This window comes from Marivita sp. (assembly GCF_048006345.1).
Taxonomy (GTDB): Bacteria; Pseudomonadota; Alphaproteobacteria; order Rhodobacterales; family Rhodobacteraceae; genus Marivita.
The window spans coordinates 4,282,124-4,305,367 of the sequence record NZ_CP180351.1 but is presented as its reverse complement, the minus strand read 5'-3'; the positions used below and the strand labels follow the sequence as shown (position 1 = coordinate 4,305,367).

At 60.5% G+C, this 23,244-nt stretch carries 25 protein-coding genes; 7 read left to right on the top strand and 18 right to left on the bottom strand.

What is annotated here, in order from left to right; all coding sequences use genetic code 11:
- Genes ACMVPR_RS20930 through modA form a run of 4 tightly spaced genes read right to left on the bottom strand, consistent with a single transcriptional unit; the run spans position 1 to position 3,646 of the window.
- Positions 1–1,044, bottom strand: coding sequence for an aldo/keto reductase (locus ACMVPR_RS20930; RefSeq protein WP_416884432.1), 1,044 nt, complete (start codon positions 1,042–1,044; stop codon positions 1–3).
- Positions 1,045–1,083: 39 nt separating this feature from the next.
- Positions 1,084–2,181 carry a molybdenum ABC transporter ATP-binding protein gene (gene modC / locus ACMVPR_RS20925; protein WP_416884431.1) on the bottom strand — a complete coding sequence of 366 codons (1,098 nt, stop codon included), beginning with the start codon at positions 2,179–2,181 and terminating at the stop codon, positions 1,084–1,086.
- Positions 2,178–2,876, bottom strand: a complete 699-nt coding sequence (gene modB / locus ACMVPR_RS20920) for a molybdate ABC transporter permease subunit (protein WP_416884430.1) — start codon at positions 2,874–2,876, stop codon at positions 2,178–2,180. The genes modC and modB overlap by 4 nt, the downstream gene beginning before the upstream one ends.
- Positions 2,873–3,646 carry a molybdate ABC transporter substrate-binding protein gene (modA, locus tag ACMVPR_RS20915; protein WP_416884429.1) on the bottom strand — a complete coding sequence of 258 codons (774 nt, stop codon included), beginning with the start codon at positions 3,644–3,646 and terminating at the stop codon, positions 2,873–2,875. The genes modB and modA overlap by 4 nt, the downstream gene beginning before the upstream one ends.
- A 132-nt stretch (positions 3,647–3,778) precedes the next feature.
- Here modA and ACMVPR_RS20910 point away from each other — a divergent pair, with 132 nt between their 5' ends.
- From ACMVPR_RS20910 to metG, 4 genes are all read left to right on the top strand, one after another.
- A complete protein-coding gene (locus tag ACMVPR_RS20910; RefSeq protein ID WP_416884428.1) occupies positions 3,779–4,462 on the top strand; it encodes an ImuA family protein in 684 nt (227 codons plus the stop codon).
- On the top strand, positions 4,452–4,928 hold the full coding sequence (locus ACMVPR_RS20905; RefSeq protein WP_416884427.1) for a hypothetical protein: 477 nt from the start codon (positions 4,452–4,454) through the stop codon (positions 4,926–4,928). Before ACMVPR_RS20910 ends, ACMVPR_RS20905 begins: the two co-directional genes overlap by 11 nt.
- A gap of 91 nt (positions 4,929–5,019) precedes the next feature.
- A complete protein-coding gene (locus tag ACMVPR_RS20900) occupies positions 5,020–6,240 on the top strand; it encodes an MFS transporter (RefSeq protein WP_300584771.1) in 1,221 nt (406 codons plus the stop codon).
- 70 nt (positions 6,241–6,310) lie between these two features.
- Positions 6,311–8,029 carry a methionine--tRNA ligase gene (metG, locus tag ACMVPR_RS20895; RefSeq protein ID WP_416884426.1) on the top strand — a complete coding sequence of 573 codons (1,719 nt, stop codon included), beginning with the start codon at positions 6,311–6,313 and terminating at the stop codon, positions 8,027–8,029.
- 128 nt (positions 8,030–8,157) lie between these two features.
- Here the strand turns inward: metG and ACMVPR_RS20890 are convergent, their stop codons facing one another.
- Both ACMVPR_RS20890 and ACMVPR_RS20885 read right to left on the bottom strand, forming a co-directional pair.
- Positions 8,158–8,592, bottom strand: coding sequence for an FKBP-type peptidyl-prolyl cis-trans isomerase (locus ACMVPR_RS20890; protein ID WP_416884425.1), 435 nt, complete (start codon positions 8,590–8,592; stop codon positions 8,158–8,160).
- A 166-nt stretch (positions 8,593–8,758) separates the two neighbouring features.
- Complete coding sequence (locus ACMVPR_RS20885; RefSeq protein ID WP_300584765.1) at positions 8,759–9,217, bottom strand: Lrp/AsnC family transcriptional regulator; 459 nt, start codon at positions 9,215–9,217, stop codon at positions 8,759–8,761.
- A 137-nt stretch (positions 9,218–9,354) separates the two neighbouring features.
- On the opposite strand from ACMVPR_RS20885, the gene ald reads away from it, so the two are divergent.
- Positions 9,355–10,476, top strand: a complete 1,122-nt coding sequence (ald, locus tag ACMVPR_RS20880; protein ID WP_416884424.1) for an alanine dehydrogenase — start codon at positions 9,355–9,357, stop codon at positions 10,474–10,476.
- Between the two features lie 59 nt (positions 10,477–10,535).
- Here the strand turns inward: ald and ACMVPR_RS20875 are convergent, their stop codons facing one another.
- From ACMVPR_RS20875 to pyk, 9 genes are all read right to left on the bottom strand, one after another.
- Positions 10,536–12,020 (bottom strand): fused MFS/spermidine synthase, encoded by a 1,485-nt coding sequence (locus tag ACMVPR_RS20875; RefSeq protein WP_416884423.1) that lies wholly within the window; start codon positions 12,018–12,020, stop codon positions 10,536–10,538.
- 68 nt (positions 12,021–12,088) lie between these two features.
- On the bottom strand, positions 12,089–13,066 hold the full coding sequence (locus tag ACMVPR_RS20870; RefSeq protein WP_416884422.1) for a serine hydrolase domain-containing protein: 978 nt from the start codon (positions 13,064–13,066) through the stop codon (positions 12,089–12,091).
- 96 nt (positions 13,067–13,162) lie between these two features.
- Positions 13,163–14,962 carry an NAD(P)-binding domain-containing protein gene (locus ACMVPR_RS20865; RefSeq protein WP_416884421.1) on the bottom strand — a complete coding sequence of 600 codons (1,800 nt, stop codon included), beginning with the start codon at positions 14,960–14,962 and terminating at the stop codon, positions 13,163–13,165.
- A gap of 171 nt (positions 14,963–15,133) precedes the next feature.
- Positions 15,134–15,499, bottom strand: a complete 366-nt coding sequence (rplT, locus tag ACMVPR_RS20860; RefSeq protein ID WP_292061203.1) for a 50S ribosomal protein L20 — start codon at positions 15,497–15,499, stop codon at positions 15,134–15,136.
- A gap of 12 nt (positions 15,500–15,511) precedes the next feature.
- On the bottom strand, positions 15,512–15,712 hold the full coding sequence (gene rpmI, locus ACMVPR_RS20855; RefSeq protein ID WP_292265484.1) for a 50S ribosomal protein L35: 201 nt from the start codon (positions 15,710–15,712) through the stop codon (positions 15,512–15,514).
- Positions 15,713–15,822: 110 nt separating this feature from the next.
- Complete coding sequence (locus ACMVPR_RS20850) at positions 15,823–16,704, bottom strand: bile acid:sodium symporter family protein (RefSeq protein ID WP_416884420.1); 882 nt, start codon at positions 16,702–16,704, stop codon at positions 15,823–15,825.
- A 5-nt stretch (positions 16,705–16,709) separates the two neighbouring features.
- Positions 16,710–18,431 (bottom strand): AMP-binding protein, encoded by a 1,722-nt coding sequence (locus ACMVPR_RS20845; protein ID WP_416884419.1) that lies wholly within the window; start codon positions 18,429–18,431, stop codon positions 16,710–16,712.
- Positions 18,432–18,557: 126 nt separating this feature from the next.
- Positions 18,558–18,779, bottom strand: a complete 222-nt coding sequence (locus tag ACMVPR_RS20840; protein ID WP_300584749.1) for a hypothetical protein — start codon at positions 18,777–18,779, stop codon at positions 18,558–18,560.
- A 34-nt stretch (positions 18,780–18,813) separates the two neighbouring features.
- Positions 18,814–20,259 carry a pyruvate kinase gene (gene pyk / locus ACMVPR_RS20835; protein ID WP_300584747.1) on the bottom strand — a complete coding sequence of 482 codons (1,446 nt, stop codon included), beginning with the start codon at positions 20,257–20,259 and terminating at the stop codon, positions 18,814–18,816.
- Positions 20,260–20,437: 178 nt separating this feature from the next.
- Here pyk and ACMVPR_RS20830 point away from each other — a divergent pair, with 178 nt between their 5' ends.
- Both ACMVPR_RS20830 and ACMVPR_RS20825 read left to right on the top strand, forming a co-directional pair.
- Positions 20,438–21,175, top strand: a complete 738-nt coding sequence (locus tag ACMVPR_RS20830) for an N-formylglutamate amidohydrolase (protein WP_300584745.1) — start codon at positions 20,438–20,440, stop codon at positions 21,173–21,175.
- A 17-nt stretch (positions 21,176–21,192) separates the two neighbouring features.
- Positions 21,193–21,510, top strand: coding sequence for a DUF1244 domain-containing protein (locus tag ACMVPR_RS20825; RefSeq protein ID WP_292265478.1), 318 nt, complete (start codon positions 21,193–21,195; stop codon positions 21,508–21,510).
- Between the two features lie 61 nt (positions 21,511–21,571).
- On the opposite strand, the gene ACMVPR_RS20820 is transcribed toward ACMVPR_RS20825, so the two are convergent.
- From ACMVPR_RS20820 to ACMVPR_RS20810, 3 genes are all read right to left on the bottom strand, one after another.
- On the bottom strand, positions 21,572–22,144 hold the full coding sequence (locus ACMVPR_RS20820) for a cob(I)yrinic acid a,c-diamide adenosyltransferase (protein ID WP_300584743.1): 573 nt from the start codon (positions 22,142–22,144) through the stop codon (positions 21,572–21,574).
- Between the two features lie 3 nt (positions 22,145–22,147).
- Positions 22,148–22,348 (bottom strand): twin transmembrane helix small protein, encoded by a 201-nt coding sequence (locus ACMVPR_RS20815; RefSeq protein ID WP_292265476.1) that lies wholly within the window; start codon positions 22,346–22,348, stop codon positions 22,148–22,150.
- 68 nt (positions 22,349–22,416) lie between these two features.
- The gene (locus ACMVPR_RS20810) at positions 22,417–23,244 is read right to left on the bottom strand and encodes an SDR family NAD(P)-dependent oxidoreductase (RefSeq protein WP_416884418.1); all 828 of its coding nucleotides are present in this window, start codon (positions 23,242–23,244) and stop codon (positions 22,417–22,419) included.

The window sequence follows — 23,244 nt, the reverse complement described above, 5'->3', positions numbered from 1 at the left end:
TCAGTACGGCATAGGATGCTGCTTGTGCGTGTCATCCAGCGCCTTCAGAACGTCGGCGCTCAGGGTCATGCCTTCGACCTTGAGCAAATGCGCCAGCTGATCGGCTGTTGTCGCGCCAAAGATCGAAGACGCCACGAAGGGTCGTTGCACTGACCACGCCAGGGCCATCAGCGCCATATCGAGACCAGCCTCTTGCGCAACCTTGGCATAGGCATCGACGGCCAGGAACGCCCGGTCCGTCTTGCGCCCCCCCAGATTGCCATTGAGCGACATGCGCGACCCCTCGGGCACAGCACCGTTCTGGTATTTCCCGGTCAACAGCCCTGCCGCCAAAGGTGAGAACGGCAGAAGCGACACTTCTTCATGCACCATCACCTCGGCCAGATCGGTATCGGCCAAACGGCACATCAGTGAGTATTCATTCTGGATGCTTTCCATCCGCGGCCCAGCCATCGCGTGCGCCACCTGCAGCCACATCATCGTGCCCCAGGCACTTTCGTTGGACAGACCAATGTGCCGGATGCGCCCCTTCTCGATCTCGCGACCCAGCGCGCCAAGAACATCCGCCATGTTCTGAAGTGTCTCGGTCCGGTTCTGGGTGCTGGGGTCAAAGGTCCAGTTCTTGCGGAACATGTAGGACCCGCGATTGGGCCAATGCAGCTGGTAGAGATCAATATGGTCGGTCTTGAGCCGCTTCAGCGATCCTTCGACGGCGGCGGGAACACTCTCGCTTGTGATCGGCGCACCGTCACGGACAAATTGCATCCCCTCGCCGGAATGTTTGGTGGCGAGAATCCAATCATTGCGGCGGCCGGTTTTCTGGAACCAGTTGCCAAGGATTTCTTCGGTCAGACCAATGGTCTCCTTGGCAACCGGGTTGACCGGATACATCTCGGCCGCGTCGATGAAATTGATCCCCGCGTCCAGCGCCATATCCATCTGCATATGGGCATCCGCCTCGGGCGTCTGATTGCCGTAGGTCATCGTGCCAAGGCACAGTTCGGACACCATCAGATCGGTTTTGCCCAGTCGGTTCGTCTTCATCGTGCGTTCCTTCGAATTTGGTTGCGCGCAACGTAGCGGCTAAAGCCCGGTCTGCAAGCCAACAGCGATGTCCGTTTGCGAGACAGCAACAGATTTCATCACCGCGTAACATTCGCCGCCTTCGACGATGTTCAACGCATCTGCACTACGTCGAGTGATGCGAGCCAGAAGACGGTCCTCGCCCGCCTTGAGCTGCACGATAACACCCGGCCCTTCGCCACGGCGCACGGCAAGCACGCGGACCGGCAGAATGTTGAGCGCTGACAATCCTTCAGGACGCGCTCGGGCAAGGATCACATCCTGCGCCAGAATGCGGACCCTCAACTTGGCTCCTACGCGGGCATCCACCGCTGGCAACAAGAGCGTCCCGGCAGATATCGCCAATTCGCTCAAACCGTCAGGATGATGCGCTGCCACTTGGGCTGACAACACGGCACCCGCATCGCGAATGCCGAGCATGCGGACCATGTCAGGGTCCGTCAGCACCTCTTCCGGGGCACCCGAGCGTACCACGCGACCGTCGTCGATCAGAACGATATGGGTGGCCAGCCGCGCCACCTCGGCCATGTTGTGGGTCACGTAAAGGATCGAAAGTCCGGTCTCGCGCCGCAAAGTTTCGAGATAGGGCAGAATCTCTGCCTTGCGCGGCCCATCTAGCGAGGCGAGCGGTTCGTCCATCAAGAGCATGTCGGGTTCCGACAACAGCGCCCGGCCAATCGCCACCCGCTGTGCCTCACCACCCGATAGGGAATGGGTCCTCCGGTCCAGAAGATGCGAAATTCCCAAGAGTGCACCGACATCCTTGGGATCTTTTGCCCCACGTCCACTGACGCGCGCCGCGTAACACAGGTTGTCCCGAACGCTGAGATGAGGAAACAGGCGACTGTCCTGGAACACATATCCCAAGCGCCGCTTGTGCACCGGCACATCCGTCCGCGTGCCAGCATCGAACAGAACCCGGCCGTTCAAGGTGATCCGTCCCTGCTCAGGCGTCACCAGACCCGCGACGGATTTGACGACCGATGTTTTGCCGCTGCCCGACCGACCGAAGAGCACGGTCACGCCTTCGGGCGCCTCGAACGTGGTGTTCAGATCGAACCCGCCAAGGGACCGCCGTATGTCGATTGACAGACTCATGATCCCGAAATCCGTTTTGCGACGCGGCGGGATAGCCATTCGGACAGGATCAGCGCACCGATGGCGATGGCGACCGCGACCACGACAAGGCGGATCGCGCTGGTCTCGCCGCCGGGGACTTGAAGGAAGGCGTAGATCGCTGATGGCACGGTGCGTGTTTCACTGGGGATGTTCGACACAAAGGTGATGGTTGCGCCGAATTCGCCCATCGCCTTGGCAAATGCCAGAACCGCCCCCGCGATGATCCCCGGCAGGATCAAAGGCAGGGTGACCGTGCTGAACACCTTGAGCCGGCTGGCCCCCAAGGTGGCGGCGGCCTCTTCCAGCTTGGGATCAACGGCTTCGATCGCCAGCCGCATGGCCCGCACCATCAGCGGGAACGCCATGATTGAGGCGGCCAAGGCGGCCCCGGTCCATTGGAAGGCCAATGTGATCCCGAAGACGCTATCAAGCACGGACCCGATCGGCCCTTGCCGCCCGAAGCCAAGCAAAAGCAGATAGCCGGTCACGACCGGTGGAAGAACAAGCGGCAAATGGACCAGCCAATTCAGCACATCCCGCCCGATGAACCGCCCTCGTGCGAGCGCCAGCGCGCAGAGCAAGCCGAATGGCAGGCTGAGCAGCGTTGCCCAGAACGACACCTTGAGCGACAGGGCGACCGCCTGCCATTCCTCTGGCCCAAGCCATCCGGTCATTCCGATATCCCGACTGGAAGAAACCCATAGCGGCTTAGAACGTCTTGCGCTGCCGGGCTGACCAGCCACGCCACAAATTCGGAAGCTTCGTTGGGTGACTGGGTATCGGTGACCACGGCTGCCGGATAGCGGATGGGCGGATGGCTGTCTTCGGGGAACACACCTGCGGTAACGACGCGCGGCTCAGCCTTGGCGTCAGTCGCATAGACGATTGCCAAGGGCGCTTCGCCCAAGGCCACGAGCGCCAGCGCCGCGCGGACATTGTCGGTGGGGGCCAGTCGTGTGCTCAACCCTTCCCAAAGCCCAAGAGCGGTGAGTGCGGTCTTGGCGTAAATGCCTGCGGGCACGGCTTCGGGCAAGGCGATGGCCAGACGCCCCGACGTTCCCAAGGCACGCACTATGTCGGTCTGCGCTGTGATATCGGTATCCGAAGCTGCGGCGGGATCGTGTGCCACCAGGACAAGACGGTTCGACGCGATGTTTACACGGCTTTCTGGCACAGCTCGGCCACGGTCGACCAGCCAATCCATCCATGTCTCGTTTGCCGAAACATAGACATCGGCAGGTGCGCCAGCGTCGATCTGGCGCGCCAATGTGGAGCTGCCCGCGAGAACAAGGGTGACGTCCTGACCGGTGTCAGCTTTCCAAACCGTTGCAAGTTCGGCCATCGCGTCGCCCAACGAGGCCGCCGCAAACACCGTCAGGTCAGCCGCCTTTGCTGGGAAAGCCAGCCAGATCGCAACCAATGTGGCGCGCAAAATCGGGATCACGGCAGACGGAACCTTGTTCTTGAGGGCAATTCTTTGACGTACCTGACCAATTGCACCGATCCGAGGCAAGGGCTGACACGCAAGGTGCGACGAATCTCTTGAGAACAAAATAAGAACACGTAAACTGCTGCCATGCACAGTGCCAACGCCCTTCTGTCCCGACGCCCCCACCGCCCCGCGCCGCAGATCACGCTGGGCGATCCCGAAATCGCGTTGCGGCTGGGACGCGTGCACGAACTCTGTGGGCTGGCGCGGCACACACTGGCGGTGACCATTGCCGCACAATTGGGGGGACCGGTGGTCTGGATCACGCAGCACGCGGCGACTGAATTCCTCTGCCCTGACGCCATCGCGGGTCACATCACGCCGGGCCATATCCTGTTCGTCACACCCGCCAAACGCGACATGCTGCTCTGGGCGATGGAAGAAGCGCTGCGTGATGGGCATGCGCCCGTGGTGGTGGCCGATCTGACGGCACCCCCCGCGATGGTGCCGATCCGCCGTCTGCATCTGGCCGCCGAGGCGGGATGTGGTGCGGGCATCTGCCGTCCACTTGCCCTGCTTCTGACCCCCGGTCAGGGCGGCGCGCCGGGGATAGAAACCCGCTGGTCGCTGGACCCTGCCCATCACCACGGGGCGGGTCACTGGACCCTGAGCCGCCTGCGCGCCCGCATGGCCCCGCCCCGTGACTGGCTGATGACAATCCGTCCGTCTGGCCTCGTTCCCAAAATCTCTGCAACCGGGAGATCACCCGCTTTACCGGACAAGGAGGCGTGCTCTAGGCTAGGCGCAAAGGAGCAACCACATGTCGCTTAGCCAGCTTGCCCCGATAGCAGATATCCTTGCCGCGCTCGGCGTGATCCTGTCACTGATCTTTCTGGCCTACGAACTGCGACAGAACCGAAAACAATCCGAACTCGCCAACTGGCGCGATTTGCTTGAAAGCCTGAGCAACTTCAAAGGATTGAGCAACAATCTGGACTTTGCGGAATTTCTGGAGCGCGCAGAAAGAGACTATGATGCGCTCACGCCAGCCGAAAAACGCGCGTTCGGAATGTATCTCGAGCAAGGCATCCACATCATCGGCAACTTCGTCAAACACAATGACACCATCCCGAACAAGCTTGTTGGAATGGAGGGCGCGCTTCACAGCCTTCTCCGTGATTTACTGAACAATAAAGGCGCGCGGGCTTGGTGGATTGAGACAAAACCGAAAGGGCGCTTCATGCCACAGACCTATGTCATGGTGGACACCGTCCTCGACCAATACAACAAAGTCTAGGCGGAACACTGCACGTCCAAAGCGCGGAAAACGACCTCTCGCGTCGGATAAACAGTGGACGTGCCCGGCGTATCAGTCTTTTAAAAGCTGAATGCGCCTGCCCTTGTCCTTCGCCGCCTTGTTCCTGTCTGTTGCCTTGCTTCAGATCTCATCCGGTGGTGTCGGACCACTGGACGCCATCTCCGGCATAACACTGGGCTTTACCACCGCCGAAATCGGGATGCTGGGATCTGCGCATTTCGTTGGTTTCTTTGTCGGCTGCTGGTGGGCCCCGCGTCTGATGGGCACTGTCGGCCATGCACGCGCCTTTTCCGCGTTCACGGTACTGGGCGCGATTGGGCTGATCAGCCATATGATGTGGGCCGATCCCGTCGCCTGGGCGCTGATGCGGATCGCAACAGGGGTCTGCGTTGCAGGCTGCTACACCGTGATCGAAGCCTGGCTTCAGGCGGAGGTGACCAATGAGACCCGCGGCCGTGCCATGGGGCTTTACCGGATCGCAGACATGGGTGCATCGCTGATCGCCCAACTGCTGATCGGTGTGCTGACCCCAGCGGCTTATGTCAGCTACAACCTGTTGGCCATCTTCTGCTGTGCAGCGCTGCTACCGCTGGCCCTGACCACCCGGCCACAACCCGAAACACCTGACGCGCCGCGATTGCGCCCCAAAATGGCGATCGCCCGCTCGCCCCTTGCCGTGGCGGGCGTGATCGTCGCTGCGATCTCGTCTGCCTCCTTCCGCATGGTGGGCCCGGTCTATGGGCAAGGTGTCGGCCTCGCGCTGGATCAGATCGCGCTCTTCATGGCGGCCTTCGTGGCGGGCGGCGCATTGGCACAATACCCCGTGGGGTGGCTCGCCGACAAATACGACAGGCGTTGGGTGCTGATCTGGCTGTCGGTTGCAGCCATCGCATCCTGTGTGCTGACCGCAACGCTGACGGATCTTCCAACCTCTGGCGTTTTCCTGACCGCGATGATCTTTGGCCTGACCAGTTTCCCGATCTACTCTGTGGCCGCAGCGCACGCCCATGATTTCGCAAGCGACAGCGAACGGGTCGAACTGTCTGCGGCACTGATGTTCTGGTACGCCTGCGGGGCGATTGCAGCACCCTACCTTGCCTCGGTACTTATGGGCATCTTCGGTCCTCCGGCTCTCTTTGCCATGATCGCCGTAGGTCACGCGGGCTTGGTGGTTTTCGGATTGATCCGGATGCGTGCCCGACCCAGTCAGCCCAAGACGCCTTATGTCTATGCGCCGCGCACATCTTTCCTGATCGGGCGGTTGATGCGAACCAGCCGAGAAAAGGACTGATCCTCTGGCACTTGGGCCTGTGATCCGCTAAAGCGGCGCAAACCTCAGTTACAGCGCGGGCGCATACGATATGGCACGGCACCTCATCACGTCGGCAATCCCCTATATCAACGGGATCAAGCACCTTGGAAACCTCGTGGGCAGCCAATTGCCCGCAGATCTCTATGCCCGCTACCTGCGGGCACGAGGCAACGAGGTGATGTTCCTGTGCGCCACGGACGAGCACGGAACCCCGGCCGAGTTGGCCGCCGCAAAGGCTGGCAAGCCCGTGGCCGATTACTGCGCCGAGATGCATGCGGTTCAGGCCGAGATCGCACAAGGCTTCCGCCTGTCCTTTGATCATTTCGGCCGCTCGTCCAGCCCGCAGAACCACAAGCTGACCCAGCATCTGGCGGGACGTCTTGCCGACGCTGGCCTGATCCGCGAAGTCAGCGAAAAGCAGGTCTACAGCCATGCGGACAAACGGTTCTTGCCCGACCGCTATATCGAAGGCACCTGCCCCAATTGCGGCTATGATAAAGCGCGTGGCGATCAGTGCGAGAACTGTACCAAGCAGCTCGACCCGACCGACCTGATCAACCCGCGGTCCGCCATTTCCGGCTCAACCGATCTTGAGGTGCGGGAAACCAAGCACCTGTACCTGCGCCAGTCCGACATGCGCGGCAAGCTGCAGGAGTGGATCGACAGCAAGACCGACTGGCCTGTGCTCACCACTTCCATCGCCAAGAAATGGCTGAACGATGGCGACGGGTTGCAGGACCGGGGCATCACACGCGATCTGGACTGGGGCATCCCGGTCAAGAAAGGCGACGAAGAGTGGCCCGGCATGGAGGGCAAGGTCTTCTATGTCTGGTTCGACGCGCCCATCGAATACATCGCCTGCGCCGGTGAATGGGCCGAAGCCAATGGCAAGACCGATGCCGACTGGGAACGCTGGTGGCGGACTGAGCGCGGCGCGGACGATGTGCGCTACACGCAATTCATGGGCAAGGACAACGTCCCTTTCCACACGCTCAGCTTTCCAGTGACGATCCTCGGGTCGGGCGAGGATTGGAAGCTGGTCGACTACATCAAGTCGTTCAACTACCTGAACTACGATGGCGGCCAGTTCAGCACCTCGCAGGGCCGCGGCGTTTTCATGGATCAGGCGCTCGAGATTCTGCCCGCAGATTACTGGCGCTGGTGGCTGCTGAGCCACGCGCCCGAAAGCTCGGACAGCGAATTCACCTGGGAAAATTTCCAAGGCTCCGTGAACAAGGATCTGGCCGACGTGCTGGGCAACTTCGCCAGCCGTGTGACAAAGTTCTGCCGCTCCAAGTTCAGCGAGGCGGTTCCGTCTGGCGGCACACCGGGGGCGCGCGAAGACCAGTTGATCGCCGATCTTGAAAAGGGCCTGCGCGAATACGAAGCGCATATGGACGCCATCGAGGTCCGCAAATCCGCCGCCGCTCTGCGCGCACTTTGGGTGCTTGGCAACGAATACCTGCAGGATGTCGCCCCTTGGAGCACATTCAAGGAAGACCCAGATGCGGCAGCCATGCAGATCCGCATCGCGCTCAACCTGATCCGGTTCTACGCGGTGATCTCGAGCCCGTTCATCCCGGATGCTTCGGCACAGCTATTGACAGCGATGCATGCGGAAGACGCAACCTGGCCTGCCGACGTGGCATCAGCCGTTCAGGCATTGCCGGAAGGTCATGTGTTCTCGGTGCCCGAGGTGACGTTCCGCAAGATCAGCGACGAAGAACGCGCAGGCTGGCAAGAACGGTTCGCCGGGGTTCGTACCTGAAGCCGGCTTCTTTGGGCTGACAATAGTTCGGGGAGAGCGAGGGATCGTCCATTGTTCGCCATTGGTTCAGGAACAATGTACGATCACGCTCGCCTTGGTCTGATCGGCACCGCCGGTCAGCCCCCATCTCAGGCCGCTTTGATTTCGACCAACTCAACGTCGAACCTCAGATCCTGCCCGGCAAGCGGGTGGTTTGCGTCCAAGGTGACCTCGGTCTCGGTGACTTCGGCGACCATGACCGGGACAACCTGCCCCGTGGGTGTTTGCATCTGCAACTGTGTGCCCGGCTCAAGCGGAATGTCAGCCGGAATGTCGGCGCGCGGCACGGCCTGCTGTGCATTCGGGTCGCGCTGACCGTACGCCTGATCGGCAGGCACCTGTACGGTTTTGGTGTCGCCCACAGCCATGCCGGGGATCGCCTGATCGAGACCGGGGATGATGTGGCCCGCGCCAACCGTGAACTCCAACGGGGCGCGCCCGGCGGAACTGTCGAATGTCGAACCGTCAGACAAGGTTCCGGTGTAATGAATCGAAACGGTATCGCCCGTTTTTACCTGGGTCATGAATACTCCGTATGTCGGGGGATGAGTGTGGGAGGCCGCGTCTCTGGCGGGTGCTCCGGCGTATCCCGCTACTCTAACAAAACGGCAGCAAAGACACAAACCACCTGTGCCAGAGCGCGTATTCTGCGGGATGCAGGCCCTGCTCTGCTGTGTCTGAAGGTGGGTCCTAGACCGGAAGTGCGGTGGTCTTGAACACCGTGCGGAGCGCAAACGAGCTTTGCATCTGCGCCACGCCGGGAAGCCGCGTGAGATACTGGCGATGAATGCGGGCGAAATCTTCGGTGTCTTCGGCTACGATCTTGAGGATGTAATCCGCCGTTCCCGCCATCAGATGACATTCGAGCACGTCAGGCACCCGCGCGACCGCTTTTTCGAACGCCTCCAGCAATTCGTCCGCCTGGCTGCTGAGCTTGATCTCGACAAAGACCGTCGTCGGCATCCCCAGTTTGCGCGCATTGAGAAGCGCAACATAGTCCCGGATATATCCATCCGCTTCCAATCGCTGCACCCGGCGATGGCAGGCGGATGCCGAAAGGTTCACCGACTCGGCCAGTTCGGCATTCGAGATGCGGCCCTTGCGCTGCAGGACGCGCAGAATCCGCCGATCCGTGTCATCTAGGGACATGACGCAAGTTTCCTCCCGATAAATACCCTATTCTTCGAAGGGTCTTCGCAAAATGGCCTGTCTGCCGCCAAAGATCCATACGAAATTGCAACGAAAGAGGCGCATCCTCTCGACAGACAGAGTCGGAGGAGACAGTCATGAAAATCGGATGCCCAACCGAAATCAAACCCCAGGAATTCCGCGTCGGCGTCACTCCGAGCGCGGCACAGGAAGCCGTTGCACATGGCCATACCGTTCTGATCCAGAAAGGTGCCGGCATTGGCGCAGGCTTTGACGATGCGGCTTACACCGCTGCTGGCGCGCAGATCCTCGACACCGCAGAAGAGGTGTTCGCGACCGCCGACATGATCGTCAAGGTCAAGGAACCGCAGGCGGTCGAGCGCAAGATGCTGCGCGAAGGTCAGTTGCTGTTCACCTATCTGCACCTCGCGCCGGACCCCGAGCAGACCCGTGATCTGCTCGCCTCGGGCTGCACCGCGATCGCCTATGAAACCGTGACCGACCGCAATGGCGGCCTGCCCCTGCTGGCCCCGATGTCCGAAGTCGCCGGTAAGCTTGCGCCGCAGATGGGCGCGTGGACCTTGCAGAAGGCCAATGGCGGCCGTGGTGTACTGATGGGCGGCGTGCCCGGTGTTACTCCGGCACAGGTTGTCGTGATTGGTGGCGGCGTTGTCGGCACCCATGCGGCCCGCGTGGCGGCTGGTATGGGCGCAGATGTGACGGTTCTGGATCGCTCCCTGCCCCGCATGCGCTATCTCGATGACGTGTTCGGAGGCACTTTCCGCACCCGCTACGCCAGCCAGGCGAACATTGCCGAGATGATCACGACCGCTGACATGGTTGTCGGTGCCGTGCTTATCCCCGGTGCCGCTGCCCCCAAACTGGTGAGCCGTGCAGACCTTGGCCTGATGAAACCGGGTTCCGCGCTTGTGGACGTGGCCATCGACCAGGGCGGATGCTTCGAGACCTCGAAAGCCACCACGCATGAGAACCCGATCTACGAGGTCGATGGCATCATGCATTACTGCGTGGCCAACATGCCGGGCGCGGTTGCCCGCACGTCGACCATCGCGCTTGGCAACGCCACGATGCCGTTCATGCTGGCATTGGCGAACAAGGGCTGGCAGCAGGCCTGTGCCGACGATCCGCACCTTCTGGCAGGTCTGAACGTGCATGCAGGTCAGCTCACCTATGGTGCGGTTGGTCAGGCGCTTGGCCTTGACGTGACCGAGCCTCAGAAGCTGCTCAAGGCGGCATAAAAAAAGAACATCCAGCGCCACTCCGGCGAGGGCGCTGGCATGGGCTTGGTCGGGTTGTGTTAATCGCGCGGCCCGACCAAGCGATCTATCGGCGCGTAGTCGTCGGTCAGGTAAACGCCTGCCGCAGCAAGCTGGTCCACAAATCCGGGACCAAGCGCGGCAAAGGTGGTTTGTTCAGGCGCGGGCACCGAAAAGCTGTTTGTCGGAGTTTCCGACACGCCTGCGGCAATCACCATCACAACACGCTCTCCGGGTGCAGGTCGCCGCGCTTCGGCCCAGACTTCGACCACCGGAAATACCCCGCGCAGCGTTGCGACCAGACTGCCGACCGCCTGCATGCGGTCCGAATAGTCGATCACGTTCATCAGATAGGTGCCATCGGGTGTAAGCCGGTCGCGGATCAACGCAAAGAACTCGGCGGTGACCAGATGTTGCGGCACGGCTGTGTCGGTGAACGCATCCCCAATGACCACGTCGTAGCGCTGATCCTCCGTCAGCAGCGCCCGCCGCGCATCCATATGCAGGACGCGAACATCCGTGGGATCGAACCAGAAGTCCTGCTGCGCGAGGGCGGTCACCGCCGGGTCAATCTCGGCCACCGTTGTCTGGGTAAAGCCGCGATGGGCAAAGGCGCGGGGCAACGCATAGTTACCCCCGCCAATATGGAACGTCGCGGGGTCGGCAGAAGGCGCACGAAGTCGGGTCAAGGCGTCCAGCATGGCGGCGTGATCGGTGAACATCACATCCGGTGCATCCTGGGCGGAAATACCGTGTACCAAATGGTCGATCACCATGGCGCGGGTCGGATGCGACGTATCGGCTGACACATCGACGGATTGCAGGCAGAAATAGCGGCTTTCCAGCGTGCATGGCCCTTTCGAAAGGCCGGAGGACAGCGCAAGTGCCGCCGATGCGACAAGGCTCGCGCCCTGAACAATGCGCAAGCCTTTGCCCAGCACAAAGCACAGCGCTGCCCCTGCCGTGTAAACGAGCGTCACGGTTGTGAGAGTCCACAGGCTTCCCAGCCACGATATGAACACGAACCCGGCCAGCAGCGTACCCACGATGGCCCCAATGGCACCCGAAGCGAACATCGCGCCCAATGCCTGCCCTTGTCGCGATGGGCCGGACAGCGACACCTGCGTCAGCAAGGGCGCCGGGATGCCAGCAAACAGCGATGGCAGAAAAAACGCGGCCAGTGTCAGCCCGGTGATGCCCCAGACGGGTTGTGGGAAAGCGCTTAGCACAGGCTCTGCCGACGCACGCAAGGCGACACCCGCCAGTGCCGTGGTGACTGCTGCCGCGACCAGCGCCCAAGCGGTCGCCACCATCGGGTTGATGCCGGGGCGATCTGCCAGACGCCCGCCCCACCAATGCCCGGCGGAAAACCCCGCCAAGACCACGGCGATCACTGAGGTCCATGTATAAAGCGACATACCGACATATGGCGCCAGCATGCGCCCTGCGACGATCTCCACCACCATCGACGCGGCGGAAACGGTGGCTTGCAGGGCAACAAGCAGCCAAAGGGGCGCTGTGGGCATGATCTCTCCGCACGGTTAGGGTTCATGCATCTTGCGGAGCGTGCGGGCGAAGGCAAGGGAGGTTCGTGTCAGGCCAGTGCCAAAACGGGTCCATCCAACAGTCGCATCAGATCGCCGAAATAGCCGCCGGATCGGGCGGGTTGGTTCGGATCGGACGTGATCGCCACGGCAAGATTGCGGGCTTTGTGTGATGCGATGATCTGACCACCGTATCCGCGGGCCAGCGTGTAACCCGACGGAGACAGGAACCAGCCGTAGCCGTACGAAAGGCCCGACCACGGCGACCGCGCATAGGGGATGGTCGAGGCCGCGACCCAGCTTTGCGGGATCACTTGCGCCCCTTCAAACTGACCATCATCGCGCATCAGCTTGGCGATCTTGAGTATCGCCGTCGGGCGCAATGCCATTTCATTGCCCCCCATGTAGTAGCCCTGAGGATCGCGGGTCCAAGGCGGGATTTCGATGCCCAAGGGTCGGCCCAGCCGTTCGCGTGCCTGCGCCAGAAGGCTTTGCCCAGTGGCTTCTGCCAATGCCGCGCCCAGGATATGTGTCGATCCGGTCGAATAGAGCATCTGCCCACCGGGTTCAGCCACCATTGGTCGAGACAACGCATCTGCCAGCCAGTTGCGGGAATTCACCCATGCGCCGTAGTTCTGACCCGACGTGCGTTCCAACCCTGCGCGCAAGGTGACAAGGTCTTCGAGAGTGATGTCCGCCGCCCCCGGAGTGGCATTGGAAGGCAGGATATTGGGCGCGACTTCGGAGAGCGGTGCTTGCACCGAAGCCACCTCGCCCCGGTCGATGGCAGCTCCCAGCAAGAGCGCCACGATGCTCTTTGAGCAGGATTTGATGTTGGCGAGCCGATCAAGACCGGGTCCGCGAGGCGCCTCGGCGATCACAGTTTCGTCGCCCTTGCTGACCTGAATGGAATGCAACTGCGGCAAAGCATCAATCGCGCTGCGCAGGTCGTCGGTCTGCGCCCGCGCAAGGAATGGCGCGCAAAATGCGGCGGCTGTCGTTGTCAGGAATGTACGTCGGTGCATCATGCGTTTTGGTGTAACGCCCTAAGACCGCGAGTCCAGAACGCCGCTGTCACGACTCCGTGCAATGGGGCGGACCAAACGGCCCGCCCCATGCCGACATTACGACGTGTGATGCACCTCTTGCAGCGCATAAACCGGGGTCGGGATACCTTCCATCCGTGCCTTGATCTGCAAGGCAAGGAATTGCGAATAGTGCCTCGATTGATGCAGGTTGCCGCCATGGAACCACAGGTTTTCCTGCTGCGTCGGCTTCCACATGTTGCGCTGTTCACCTTCCCAAGGGCCGGGGTCCTTGGTGGTGTTCGACCCAAGTCCCCAGACCTTGCCCACCTTGTCGGCCATCTCTTGGCCCATCAGATCAGCCACCCAGCCGTTCATGGAGTTGTAGCCGGTCGCCAGCACGATCAGATCCGCTTCAAGCTTTTCGCCGGTGTCGAGGATGAGCCCGTCTTCAACGATCTCGGTCACCTGCCCGCGCTTGAGCTTGATCTCTCCGTCGATGATCAGCTGGCTCGCACCCACGTCGATGTAATAGCCAGACCCACGGCGCAGGTACTTCATGAACAGACCCGAGTCGTCGTCTCCCCAATCCAGCCAGAACCCGGCTTTTTCCAGCCCCTCGTAAAACTCTTTGTCCTGCTCCTTCATCGCGGCATAGGCCGGGATCTGGAACTCGTGCAGGATCGCATAGGGCAAGGACGCAAAGATCAGATCGGCCTTTTCGGTGGTCATTCCCGCATTGACGGCGCGTTCGGAATAGAGGTCGCCCAGACCGATCTCCATCAGCGTGTCAGACCGCACGATGTGGGTCGAGGACCGCTGCACCATGGTCACGTCGGCGTCATGCTCCCAAAGGGCCGCACAGATGTCATGCGCAGAATTGTTCGACCCGATGACAACGCATTTCTTGCCTTTGTAGCGATCCGGGCCGGGGTGCTGCGAGGAATGGTGGATATCACCCTTGAACGTGTCCATACCCGGCAAATCCGGGATGCGCGCCTTGCCGGACATACCCGTTGCCATGACCAGTTGCTTGGGCCGCAGGGTGACTTCTTCACCGTCGCGGTCGACCACAACGGTCCATTCCTGCTTGGCCTCGTCATAGGTGGCGGATTTGGCGGTGGTGCGGGTCCAGTAGTTCAGCTCCATCACCTTGGTGTACATCTCGAGCCAGTCGCCGATCTTGTCCTTGGGTGCAAAGACAGGCCAGTTTTCCGGGAATTTGATGTAGGGCAGATGGTCATACCAGACCGGGTCATGCAGGCAGAGCGACTTGTAGCGCTTACGCCAGCTGTCACCCGGGCGCTCGTTGCGTTCGACGATGATGGTCGGCACACCCAATTGGCGCAAACGCGCGCCAAGAGCGATGCCGCCCTGCCCGCCGCCGATGATCAGCGTATAGGGTTGGGAGGTGTAGCCGAGTTCGCTCGCCTCTGCCTCCCGTTCTTCCTTCCAAGTGGTCCGGTTCTTGCCGGCCCCGTGCTTGGCCCCCAACGGACGGTCAAACCCTTTGGGTTCTTCATGGCCCTTCAACTCGACCATTGTGGTCAAAAGCGTCCAGATCTTGCCCTCGCGCAGACGGATCAGGCCATACCCACGGGCAACCTCTGTCTCGAAGGTAATCCAGGCGGTCACGATCCCGCCGTCTTCGGTCACCACTTCGCCTTCGGCGATGGCCCAATTGTGCGGTTTGGTCGTGGCAAGCTGATGTTTCAGCATATCCTCGACCTGATCCTTGCCTTCGACTGTTTTGATATTCCAGGTGAAGGTGACAAGATCGCGCCAGTAGCAATCGTCTGCGAACATCTCGCGGGCGCGGGCGATGTCGCCTTCCTCCAGCGCCTTCCCGAATTCATCAAGAAAGGCCTGCGTGGTGTCGGACAATGTCGAGTCGAGCATAAATTCCTCCCAGATTTTTGCTGTTCTGATCTGAGAGTGCCAACAGCGACCCAATGACGCTAGGGAAACTTTGGTCGTGTTGCGGGATCGGCGGATTGGGGTGTCTGATGCCGAAACGAAAAAAGCCCCGCTGAACCAACGGGGCTTTCTTTATTCAGAACTCTGGGTCGCTTACGCGGCCAGTGCGCCTTTGGCCTGTTCGACGATCGCGCCGAAGGCTTCGGGCTCGTGCACGGCCAGATCGGCCAGCACTTTGCGGTCCACTTCGATGCCGGCCAGGTTCAGGCCGTTGATGAAGCGGGAATATGTCAGCGCTTCGTCATGCAGACGCACAGCCGCGTTGATCCGCTGGATCCACAGCGCGCGGAAGTTGCGCTTGCGGTTCTTGCGGTCGCGTGTGGCGTACTGGTTCGCCTTGTCGACGGCCTGACGTGCAACCTTGAAGGTGTTCTTTCGGCGGCCATAGTAACCTTTGGCGGCCTTGATGACCTTCTTGTGACGGGCGTGTGTGGTGGTTCCGCCTTTTACTCGGGACATGTCAATTCCTCCTTAGCGCGCGTAGGGCATCATCGGCTTGATGATCTGTTCATCAGCCTTCGACAGCGTGGTGGTTCCGCGCGCGTCGCGGATGAACTTTTTGTGGCGCTTGATCATGCCGTGGCGTTTGCCAGCCTGACCTGCCTTGATGCGGCCCGTGGCCGTCACCTTGAACCGCTTTTTGCAGCTCGACTTTGTCTTCATCTTCGGCATTTCCGTCTCCTGTCTTCAGATCGGTGAACGCGCGACTCGGTATGCCAATTCGACCGGTCCCGCGGGTAGAGCGCGCCGTATAGGCGGGGTTTGAGGGCAATGCAACTGTTTCAGAGCAGGCTGTCCGGGATTTTCTGCTCTGCCGCCGTGTTGGCGCGTCGGAACACCAAGGTCACGCAGGTCGATACGATCACGATGAACAGCGAATAGAGCACGGGCACCGCCATGATCGCCTGCGCCTCGGACCCCTGGAAGGTGAATACGATGATCGCGATCGCCAGTGGTCCGTTCTGGATGCCCGTCTCAAGCGCCACGGTCCTCGCATTGCGGGGATGCAGACGCAAGGCGCGGGCAAACAGATAGCCGATTGTGATTCCAAACAAACCCAGACCAATAGATGCGAAATAGGTGGCAGGCGTGGTTTCCAGCAGGAACTGCCAGTTTCGCGGTATCCAGCTGACCATCAGGAACACGATAAAGAACAGCGCCAGCGCAGAGCCAAAGAACTCTGTCACCGCTCCCACATTGGCGCTCAGCTTTCGCAGAACCATCCCGATGGCCACCGGGACAAGCAGCAGAACCAGCGTAACGATGATGTTCTCTCGCGGAATCTCGAGATTTAGCGCGGACGCATAGAGCACCAGCACCAGCGGGATCAGCACGACACCGGTGACAGTCGACGTCACCGTCATCAGAACCGACAGCGCCAGATTGCCCTTGGAGAAGTAGGTAAAGATGTTCGAGGTCGTCCCACCCGGCATACACGCCATGATGAGAATGCCCAGCGCGATGGTCTCGGGCACAACCAGAAACGTCGCCAGAAGGAACCCGATCAGCGGCATGAACCCGTATTGCGAGATCACCCCGATGGCGAGACCGTAGGGGCGCCGCAAGGCCAGATAGAAATCTCGCGGTGTGAGGGACGCGCCCATGCCCAGCATGATGACGAAGATCATCAGCGCCAGCAGCGCTTGTTCGAAGGCTCCAACCATGCCCGTTACTCCGCTGCGATACGCGCCAGTTCTTCGGCGCGCAGGTCTTTTCTGAGAATTTTTCCGACATTCGATTTCGGCAGCTCATCGCGGAATTCGACCCGCTTGGGCACCTTGTAGGCGGTCAGATGCGCTTTGCAGTGGGCACGGATGTCCGCTTCGGTCAGGCCGTTGTCGCGTTTGACGACAAAAGCTTTGACCGCCTCACCTGTTCCATCGTCGGGCACGCCGATGACCGCCGCCTCCAAGATACCGGGGTGTTGCGCGAGGCAGTCTTCGACCTCGTTCGGATAGACGTTGAAGCCGGACACAACCACCATGTCCTTCTTCCTGTCGACAATTCGGAAATAGCCGTCCGGGTCCATGACACCGATGTCACCGGTCAGGAACCATCCATCACGCAGCGCATGCGCGGTCTCTTCGGGTTTGTTCCAGTACCCGGCCATGATCTGCGGGCCTTTGGCCGCGATCTCTCCGGTTTGGCCTTGGGGAACCGGGTTCCCAGCTTCGTCCAGACAAACGACCATTGTTCCGGGTACAGGAATCCCGATGGACCCATCCCGCGTTTTGCCAAGCGGGTTGAACGTCAGCACTGGCGAAGTTTCGGTCAGGCCATACCCCTGCAAAACAGACTTGCCCGTGATGCCTTCCCATTTTTGCGCGACGGCTGCTTGCAATGCCATGCCGCCCGCAGATGAGAATTTGAGGTATTTGGGCGGGCTGTCGGTAAACCAGACCTCGTTGGTCAGCCCATTGAACAATGTGTTCACCCCGCTCATCCAGGTGATCTTGTAGTTCTCGAACGCCCGCTTGAGGTTCGACAGGGGTCGTGGATTGGGGATCAGGATGTTGCGCGCACCAAGCCAGTAAAAGGCCAGCATGTTCACGGTAAAAGCGAAAATGTGGTAGAGCGGCAGCGCGGTCAGGGCGATTTCCTTGCCCTTCTCCACGCCTTCCAGCATCTCCATCGTCTGTTCCATGTTCATGATTAGATTGGCATGCGTCAGCATTGCGCCTTTGGCGACACCCGTTGTCCCGCCGGTATATTGTAGGCACGCCACGTCATTGGCATCGACGGTCTGGGAATAGACGTCGGGCGCAATGCGTTCGCGCTGCATGTGATCACGCCCGGCGCCCAAAGCGTCCGGAAGGCGAATATGGGCAACCTCGATCGGCTTGACCGACTTGTCCCAGTGTTTTTGCACCAAACCGACAATCCCGCGCGGCAGGGATGGCAGAAATTCAGCAACCCGCGTGACGATGATGTTGGGGATCGGATGGCCTTGGGTTGCCGCCGGGATCTTGTCAGCGAACATATCCACGATCACCAGTGCATGTGGTTCGGCATCGGTGAACTGCTTGGCCATCTCTTCGGCGGTATAGAGCGGGTTGACGTTCACAAGGATGCACCCCGCCTTCAGAATCCCGAAGGCCGCGACCGGGAAGGACAGACAGTTCGGCATCTGAAGCGCGACGCGATCGCCTTGGTTCAAGCCCGCGACCTCGCGCAGATAGACCGCAAAGGCATCGGACATCTCGTCCACTTGACGAAAGCTCAACGTGCCGTTCATGCCGTTCGGCAAACAGGTCGTGAACGCTGGTGCGTCGCCAAATGTGCTCGACACCGACCGGATCAAATCCGCCAGTGTGCGATACGATGCCGTCTCGATGTCCTTGCGGACCTTCGGACCATAAAAAGCCGTCCAGGGACGCGCCTCTGCTGTCATACCATCCTCCTCCCAATACATCGCCCGGCCGCCTCCACGATCCGGGCGATATGTCTGAGAGAAGTGCTAAAGGCATATACGAGATTGATCTATAGTGATCGAACGTCACAAATCTCGACAGTCACCTTAGGTAAAGCCGCGAAGAACCCGCGCGACAACTTCGGGGATGGCTTCAATCGCGTAGCCGCCCGGCTTGTTCGAGATGGCCCAGACCATCATCGTACCCGCGATCATCAACGTGATCGTGGCAATCCGCGGCCTTTCGCCCTTGGAGACGGCTGATACGACCGCGGGAATGGACAACACCCCAAGCCCGAGGCCGATAACAAAAAGCGTATCAGGATCCATTACGACCTGCTCCCACTGGTTACACGGGGGCAGGTTACTCCGGATCAGTGTTGTAGATCAAACGTTCGTCACAAGGGGCCACACGAAGAATATTCGTTGTGCCCGGCGTGTTGAACGGCACACCAGCCGTCACAAGGATTTGGTCCGTCGGCTCCGCATAGCCTCCGGCGCGTGCCGCGCGAGCGGCATTGACCACCGCCTGTTTGAAGCGCTCGAGCTCGCCGGTGATCACGCAATTCGTGCCCCAGGTCAGGGCCAGACGGCGCGCCGTCCGGATGTGGTTGGTCATTGCAATGATCGGAACGCGTGGGCGCTCCCGTGCCGTGAGAAGCGCGGTCGTGCCAGAGGATGTGAAACAGCAGATTGCCTTGATGTCCGTGGTTTCCGCAATCTCACGTGCAGCGGCCACGATCCCGTCCGCGACGGTGGCCCGCTTGGCCACACGCGAGGCTTCCATGATTTCGGTGTAGGTCGGATCGCTTTCCACTTCGATGGCCACGTTGTTCATCGTGGTCACCGCCTCGACCGGATAGGCTCCAGCAGCTGACTCCGCCGACAGCATGATGGCGTCAGAGCCTTCGTAGATCGCGGTGGCAACGTCAGAGACTTCGGCACGCGTGGGCATTGGCGACTCGATCATCGACTCGAGCATCTGTGTTGCCACGATCACCGGCTTGGCCGCCGCGCGGCAACGACGGATCAGACGCTTCTGGATCGGAGGAACGTTCTGCACGGGAAGTTCTACACCCAGATCGCCACGGGCGACCATGATCCCGTCGGACACTTCGAGAATCTCATCGAAGGCTTTGACGCCAGCCGGCTTTTCGATCTTCGACAGAATGGCTGCACGGCCTTTGCACAGCTCGCGTGCCTCGATCACGTCCTGCGCGCGCTGCACAAAGCTCAGGGCGAGCCAGTCAACGCCCAAATCTGCGACGAATTCGAGATCAAGGCGATCCTTCTCGGACAGCGCCGCCAGCGGCAGAACCACGTCCGGAACGTTGACGCCCTTGCGATTCGAAATCGTGCCGCCGGTGACCACTTTGCAATCCGCGAAATCCTTGCCGCAGGATTCGACTTTCAAGCGGATCTTGCCGTCATTCACCAATAGATGCGCGCCCGGCTCAAGAGCGGCAAAAATTTCGGGATGCGGTAGCGTCACACGGTCGATGCTGCCTTCCTTGTCCGCAAGGTCCAGACGGAAGCTTGCGCCCTCCTCAAGTTCCTCTTCACCATTGGCGAAAACGCCCACACGGAGCTTCGGACCCTGAAGGTCAGCAAGAATACCGATCGTGCTGTCGAGATCTTTTTCGACCTGCCGGATGATGGCATGGCGCTCCGCGATCTCGGCATGGCTGCCATGACTCATGTTGAGGCGAAAGACATCTGCCCCTGCCTCGTGCAGGGCCCGGATCATCTCGTAGCTGCTTGACGCTGGGCCAAGGGTGGCCACGATTTTCACACTCCGCAAACGTCTCATCGGGAATTCAATCCTTCACCTGTGTTCTGGCGGTCCAATTGCCGGTCATGGCAGACTGTGACCGCGTGTCGGGCAAGATGGCACCACCATGTTACCGCTAACTTCCGGTTTGGGTTATTGCCCATTTCCCTTTCTTGCGCAACTCAACTATCTGATGCGTCCGGGAGATCACACACCTATGACATATGTCCCATTTTTTGTGCATGGAGAGAACCGGTCCACACGCTGGCTGATCACCTGCGATCATGCGACGAATACGGTGCCACCCGATCTTGGGGGCTCGCTCGGGCTGACCGAGGCCGACATGTCGCGGCATATTGCATTCGATCCCGGAGCCGCCGGAGTCACCCGCGCTTTGGCGGATGCCTTGGGCGGAACTGCGATCCTGTCGAACTTTTCTCGCCTGGTAATTGATCCGAACCGGGGCGAAGACGATCCGACCCTTTTGATGCGCCTCTACGACGGGTCGGTGATCCCGGGCAATCGCAACGCGGACGCGGCAGAGAAGACACGCAGGCTCAACGCCTATTACCGACCCTATCATGATGCACTGGCTGCGCTTGCCGCGCGACGTGACGATACGGTGATCGTGGCCATCCATTCGTTCACCCGCCAGCTTAAAGCGCGGCCAAGCCGCCCATGGCATGTCGGTATCCTGCACGCTTATGATCGCCGCCTGTCCGACCCGCTGATCGCGGCGTTGGAGGCGGAACCCGATCTGGTGGTTGGACGGAACGAACCCTATCCCGGCCATCTGCCCGGCGATGCGATTGACCGACACGCCTTGCATCATGGCCGCCTGAACACACTTATCGAATTGCGAAACGACCTGATCGCCACTGAAGCGTCTCAAGCGGAATGGGGCAAACGCCTTGCGCCGATGTTGCAAGCGGCCTTGGCGCAGGTGACGGATTGAACCGGAGGACAGAAAAGATGGACGAACAGACCCAACTCGAGATCGAAGCAGCCGCGTTTCGCCGTTTGCGCCAGCATCTGATCGAGGACCGGCCTGATGTGCAGAACATCGACATGATGAACCTGACCGGGTTCTGCCGGAATTGCCTCAGTCGCTGGTACCAGGAAGCCGCGAACGAACGCGGGATCGAAATGGACAAGGATGCCGGGCGCGAGGCGTTCTACGGGATGCCGATGTCGGAATGGAAAGCGCGGTATCAGACCGAAGCCACGGGCGAGCAAAAGGCGGCATTCGAAGTGGCTTTCAAGGAAAACGTCACCGACAAGAACGGCTGATGGGACTGACGGGGCGATGCGTCGACGCATCGCCCGTTTTGGTCAACCAAAACGGCCCGTCTTAGCGGGTCGCACCCGGCACCCAGAGAACGTCTGCTTTGCCATCGTCATTTGCAACACGGGCCGCCACGAAGAACCAGTCACTCAGTCGGTTCAGGTATTTCACCGCGTCCGGGTTCACGCTTTCCATCGTGGCCAGTTCCACCGTCAAGCGCTCCGCCCGCCGCGCCACAGTCCTGCACTGATGCAGGTAGGCTGAAAGCGGCGCGCCACCCGGCAGAATAAAGCTGCGCAGCGGTTCCAGCTTGGCGTTCATCGCGTCGATCTCGGACTCGAGCCGTTTCACCTGTGATGCGACGATGCGCAGCGGCGTGTATTCCGCCTCGGAATCCTTTTCCATATCCGGGCGGCACAGGTCCGCGCCAAGATCGAAGAGATCGTTCTGGATTCGCGACAGGCTGTCATCGACATCGCCGTCAGCCTGCAGTCGCGCCAAACCGACAATCGAATTCAGTTCGTCCACCGTGCCATACGCCGTCACGCGCATTGAATGTTTCGCGACGCGGGCCCCATTGCCCAGCGCGGTTTCGCCGTCATCGCCTGTTTTGGTGTAAATCTTGTTCAGTACGACCATGGTTCACTCTCCTCGCAGCCAGACGAACAGCAGGATCAGCATCACGGCCACGAATTGCGCGATGATCCGCCAGCGCATTGCCCTGTTGGCGTATTTCTTGTTGAACTCTCCACCCTTGGCAAAGCTGCCGATGCCGAAAAACAGGATGGCCACAACCGCCAGACAGGCGATAGCGACGACAATGAACAGCGGGTCTTGCGACATGGCAGGGTCTTCCTTCGGTTGGTGTTCCCGGGGATGTAGCCGTATCGCGCCGCAAGGCGAATGAAAAGTCAGCCTTTGGACAAAACCCAATCAAGCGCCCGTGTCGGCAAAAGGCGGCGGGCAATGGCCATGGCGTGGGTCGGGGTCGTGACCCGGTAGCGCGCCTTGGGACGCGAGGCCGTCAGAGCTTTTACAACGGCATCAGTCACTGCCGAGGCAGGCCATTGCACGCCAGAGCTCCCACCCTTCTTCAACATGTCGAGCAACGATGCCTCATACTGCGCACGACGCGCCGAGGACTCCCAATCGACCCATTTTTCGAATTGTTTGATCGCGTTCTTGCGGAAATCAGTCTCGATCGGTCCCGGTTCGATCAGCACAACCTTGATGCCGGTCTCTGCCATCTCCATGCGCAAGACATCAGCATACCCCTCAAGCGCAAACTTGGTAGCCACATAGGGCCCGCGATACTTCATGCCGACGATACCAAGCACCGATGAATTGAAGAGGATCCGCCCGTTGCCCGCCCGGCGCATCGCCGGGATCAGGTGACGGTTCAGATCATGCCAGCCCAGAAAATTCGCCGCGAACTGGGCGCGCATCCCCTCTGCGGGAATGTCCTCCAGCGGGCCGGGCAACGCGTAGGCACCATTATGGAAGACGGCATCCAGCACGCCGTTGGTGGCCTGAAGAACCGTCGCGGCGCAGCCCGCAATGCTTTCAGGGTCCTCGTAATCCAATTGCGGCGCGGCGAACCCTTCGGCAGCACGCGCATCACAGTCTTTTTGCGCACGGCACGACGCGAAGACCGTCCAGCCCAACGACTTGAGCCGTCGAGCCGTATCAAGTCCGATGCCCGAAGAGCAGCCGGTTATCAGGATTGTCTTCGCGCTCAC

What these genes read in the sequence shown, in the direction of transcription:
- ACMVPR_RS20930 (WP_416884432.1), bottom strand. Translation starts at nt 1,044, where the DNA reads ATGAAGACGAACCGACTGGGCAAAACCGATCTGATGGTGTCCGAACTG.
- modC (WP_416884431.1), bottom strand. Translation starts at nt 2,181, where the DNA reads ATGAGTCTGTCAATCGACATACGGCGGTCCCTTGGCGGGTTCGATCTG.
- modB (WP_416884430.1), bottom strand. Translation starts at nt 2,876, where the DNA reads ATGACCGGATGGCTTGGGCCAGAGGAATGGCAGGCGGTCGCCCTGTCG.
- ACMVPR_RS20910 (WP_416884428.1), top strand. Translation starts at nt 3,779, where the DNA reads ATGCACAGTGCCAACGCCCTTCTGTCCCGACGCCCCCACCGCCCCGCG.
- ACMVPR_RS20905 (WP_416884427.1), top strand. Translation starts at nt 4,452, where the DNA reads ATGTCGCTTAGCCAGCTTGCCCCGATAGCAGATATCCTTGCCGCGCTC.
- ACMVPR_RS20900 (WP_300584771.1), top strand. Translation starts at nt 5,020, where the DNA reads ATGCGCCTGCCCTTGTCCTTCGCCGCCTTGTTCCTGTCTGTTGCCTTG.
- metG (WP_416884426.1), top strand. Translation starts at nt 6,311, where the DNA reads ATGGCACGGCACCTCATCACGTCGGCAATCCCCTATATCAACGGGATC.
- ACMVPR_RS20890 (WP_416884425.1), bottom strand. Translation starts at nt 8,592, where the DNA reads ATGACCCAGGTAAAAACGGGCGATACCGTTTCGATTCATTACACCGGA.
- ACMVPR_RS20885 (WP_300584765.1), bottom strand. Translation starts at nt 9,217, where the DNA reads ATGTCCCTAGATGACACGGATCGGCGGATTCTGCGCGTCCTGCAGCGC.
- ald (WP_416884424.1), top strand. Translation starts at nt 9,355, where the DNA reads ATGAAAATCGGATGCCCAACCGAAATCAAACCCCAGGAATTCCGCGTC.
- ACMVPR_RS20875 (WP_416884423.1), bottom strand. Translation starts at nt 12,020, where the DNA reads ATGCCCACAGCGCCCCTTTGGCTGCTTGTTGCCCTGCAAGCCACCGTT.
- ACMVPR_RS20870 (WP_416884422.1), bottom strand. Translation starts at nt 13,066, where the DNA reads ATGATGCACCGACGTACATTCCTGACAACGACAGCCGCCGCATTTTGC.
- ACMVPR_RS20865 (WP_416884421.1), bottom strand. Translation starts at nt 14,962, where the DNA reads ATGCTCGACTCGACATTGTCCGACACCACGCAGGCCTTTCTTGATGAA.
- rplT (WP_292061203.1), bottom strand. Translation starts at nt 15,499, where the DNA reads ATGTCCCGAGTAAAAGGCGGAACCACCACACACGCCCGTCACAAGAAG.
- rpmI (WP_292265484.1), bottom strand. Translation starts at nt 15,712, where the DNA reads ATGCCGAAGATGAAGACAAAGTCGAGCTGCAAAAAGCGGTTCAAGGTG.
- ACMVPR_RS20850 (WP_416884420.1), bottom strand. Translation starts at nt 16,704, where the DNA reads ATGGTTGGAGCCTTCGAACAAGCGCTGCTGGCGCTGATGATCTTCGTC.
- ACMVPR_RS20845 (WP_416884419.1), bottom strand. Translation starts at nt 18,431, where the DNA reads ATGACAGCAGAGGCGCGTCCCTGGACGGCTTTTTATGGTCCGAAGGTC.
- ACMVPR_RS20840 (WP_300584749.1), bottom strand. Translation starts at nt 18,779, where the DNA reads ATGGATCCTGATACGCTTTTTGTTATCGGCCTCGGGCTTGGGGTGTTG.
- pyk (WP_300584747.1), bottom strand. Translation starts at nt 20,259, where the DNA reads ATGAGACGTTTGCGGAGTGTGAAAATCGTGGCCACCCTTGGCCCAGCG.
- ACMVPR_RS20830 (WP_300584745.1), top strand. Translation starts at nt 20,438, where the DNA reads ATGACATATGTCCCATTTTTTGTGCATGGAGAGAACCGGTCCACACGC.
- ACMVPR_RS20825 (WP_292265478.1), top strand. Translation starts at nt 21,193, where the DNA reads ATGGACGAACAGACCCAACTCGAGATCGAAGCAGCCGCGTTTCGCCGT.
- ACMVPR_RS20820 (WP_300584743.1), bottom strand. Translation starts at nt 22,144, where the DNA reads ATGGTCGTACTGAACAAGATTTACACCAAAACAGGCGATGACGGCGAA.
- ACMVPR_RS20815 (WP_292265476.1), bottom strand. Translation starts at nt 22,348, where the DNA reads ATGTCGCAAGACCCGCTGTTCATTGTCGTCGCTATCGCCTGTCTGGCG.